A 2,895-nucleotide genomic window follows, 5' to 3' on the forward strand; every position below is an offset into this window, starting at 1 on the left:
TTACCATTCACCTGTGGATCGGAGCCTGTATAATTAGTAATTAATACAAGATCGTTTATAGTAACAAACCCACTTAGAGAACGAAGGTATTTTGTTTTTTTATTTAAAAAATTGTAAGAAAGTGATATATCTCTTAACCTTAACCAGTTAATATCTTTTTCAATAAATTCTTCCTCTGGCATTGTTGTGTAGTATGCCTGATTATAATATGGCGTAATTGAAATAGTATTTTTGGTAGGGGTGGCTGTATTTTCTAATCCGTCCTGTAAAACTCCATTCAATACCCTTGGGTAAAGCCTGTCAATTGTTCTTAAACTTCTTCCCTGAGTGGTAAGATATCTGTCAGTTGCATTAAATATATCACCACCCACTTTTAAATCCCAAAGAAAACTAAATCTTAATCTTTTGTAATTGAAACTATTTACAAAGCCTAATGTAAAATCAGGGTTTCTGTCGCCCCTTACCCTAAAGTTATTATCTAAAACTGGTAAGCCTGTTGTTGGGCTTATAAGAATAGATCCATTATTATTTCTAAGGTAGCCGTATGAAGTAATAGTGGTGGTTGCCCCCCCACGTACAAGTCCTCCACGGGCATTTGCATATAGCCATGTATCTGATTGATAAAATTCGGGTACGTTAGCTGGTAATTCTAAAACCTTATTCCACATTCTATTAAAATTCAATCTTGTATTCCAGTTGAAATTTTTTGTTTTAACTACATCAAAATTTAGCGCCAGTTCAACTCCCTGATTTTGATTTGCACCAACATTTAAGGTATTTAAAACATAGCCTGTGCCATAAGATGCTCTAAATTGTTCTACTATTAAATTTTTATTTTTTGTGTTATAATATGTAGCATCTATTGCAAAACGGTTACTTATAAACTTTAATTCTGTTCCTATTTCAAAAGTTTTTTGTTTTTCCGGTTCTAATAGTGGGTTATTGTTTGTAAATCCATAAGAAAAACCTCCGCCACTTGATAATCTGGGATCGAAAACAGACTGGTTCGCATAAGGCTGACTGGATCTTGCTGTACTTGCCAATGAGCCTCTTAATTTCCAATAATTTAATAAGCTGCCTTTAATTCCCGGTATCAAATCTGACATAATCATACTTATGCCCCCGGCAGGATAATTGTATTTTCTTGAGAATTTTGGGAAAATAGATGATTCTTCAAACCGATGGGAATAGGTTAGAAAAATTGAAGATTTCCATCCAATTGCAACCTCACCAAAATAAGCCATAGATCTTCTAATATTATAATTCGGTAATCCTTTCGAAGCGTTAGATAATCTAATTCTTGTAGCCGGATCAGTATTGCTACTGTCTGAGCGGTTAGCATCTGATAAGTTATTACCTACAACGGCCCACTGTTGAAATTCATAATCCTGCCACATATTACCAACCATAATCCTGCCATTAAAATCACCCAATGTTTTTTTAGCCGTAGCTGTAATTGTATGATTGTAACCGTAGTAATTTCTGTAATAATTATCCTGCTGGCCTTTTTGAGCCCTGGTAAGATAAAAAGACATAGAATCGTACCTCGTGTAGCCATCGTTTTTATAGGTATCATAGCCAAACCTTCCTGCTATTGCAAGCCATTTGGTAGGGTTGATGTTTATACCAAATGTTGCCAGCCAGCGGTTAGTTTTATCCGAGCTGCGATTTTTATACACATTGTAAAATGGGTTATCTAAATCCGCATTTGGGTTTGAATTAAAAAGCGGTTTTTTTAGCCCATTTCCTAACTGCCAATCTGTAATATCATCACTCGCCGGCCAAACCAAAAGATTTAAAAGGTATCCACTTGCACCCCTTAATGGTTTGTCGTTAACTGTATTAATAAAACTTATCGACGGCATTATTTCAATATACTTTCCAATTTTTGTTGTGTTAGCAACTCTTAAATTATACCTTTTATATGTATTTGTAGGAATGGGAGATTTCTGATCAAATATCGAGCCTGAGAAAATAAAACTAACGTTCTTTTTGCCATAAGCAGCAGAAAGATTATGTGTTTGTGAAAAACCTTTTTGAAAAAAATGATTTTTATTATCGTATGTTTTTGTACCTGTAGAATTGTAGGTAGGACCGAAAGCCGCAAAAATATCAGCAGGTACACCATTAGTGCCCCCTGCAAAAGCAGAAATATTGTAAGGAAGCCTGCTTTGATTTTGAATTCTAAAGCTGTTATCATAACTAAAGGTAGGCTTACCGGTGGGCTTAGCTTTTTTAGTTGTTATGATAATGGCTCCGGAGCTCGCCTGGCTACCATATAATGCAGTTGCTTCGGGGCCTTTAAGTACTGTAATAGATTCTATATCATTCGGATTAATATCTGAAATTCTATTTGAGTAGTCATTTCCCCTGTTTGGCCTGTCTGATGCCAATCCTAATGCAGACCCACCGTTACTTGTTTCGTTTAAGGTAGAGTTGTCGGCAATTACACCATCAATTACAAAAAGTGGTGAATTATCCAATGATAAAGAGTTGAAGCCTCGTAAAACAATCTGTGAACTTGAACCGGCAGCACCACCTGTTTGGTTAACAGTTAAACCAGCTATACGTCCTTGTAATGCGTTAACAAAGCTCTCTCTTTGTGTTTCCTGCAAATCACTGCCACTTGCTGTTTGCGTTGAAAAACTTAGTTCCTTTGCATTTACTTTGCGGTCCATGGCTACCACCACTACTTCATCCAAAATGGCATCATCTTTTTGTAACTGTATTGTAATAGTTGTTACATCTTCTTTTAAATTAATTTGCTGACTACTATATCCAACTGAAGATATTAATAGTACATCTCCTTTAGTTGCAGTAATCTTAAATTGCCCATTGGCATCAGTTTTTGCACCTGTTCTTTTTCCCTTTATTGTTATGGACGCTCCTTCAACA

General features: G+C 35.7%; 1 protein-coding gene. It reads right to left on the bottom strand.

The window, feature by feature from the left end; all coding sequences use genetic code 11:
- The coding region (locus tag ACY65O_RS03525) for a SusC/RagA family TonB-linked outer membrane protein (RefSeq protein ID WP_462219468.1) at window positions 1-2,895 on the bottom strand (2,895 nt) is incomplete at both ends.

The sequence above is a fragment of the Ferruginibacter sp. genome, from assembly GCF_031430955.1.
GTDB lineage: Bacteria > Bacteroidota > Bacteroidia > Chitinophagales > Chitinophagaceae > Ferruginibacter.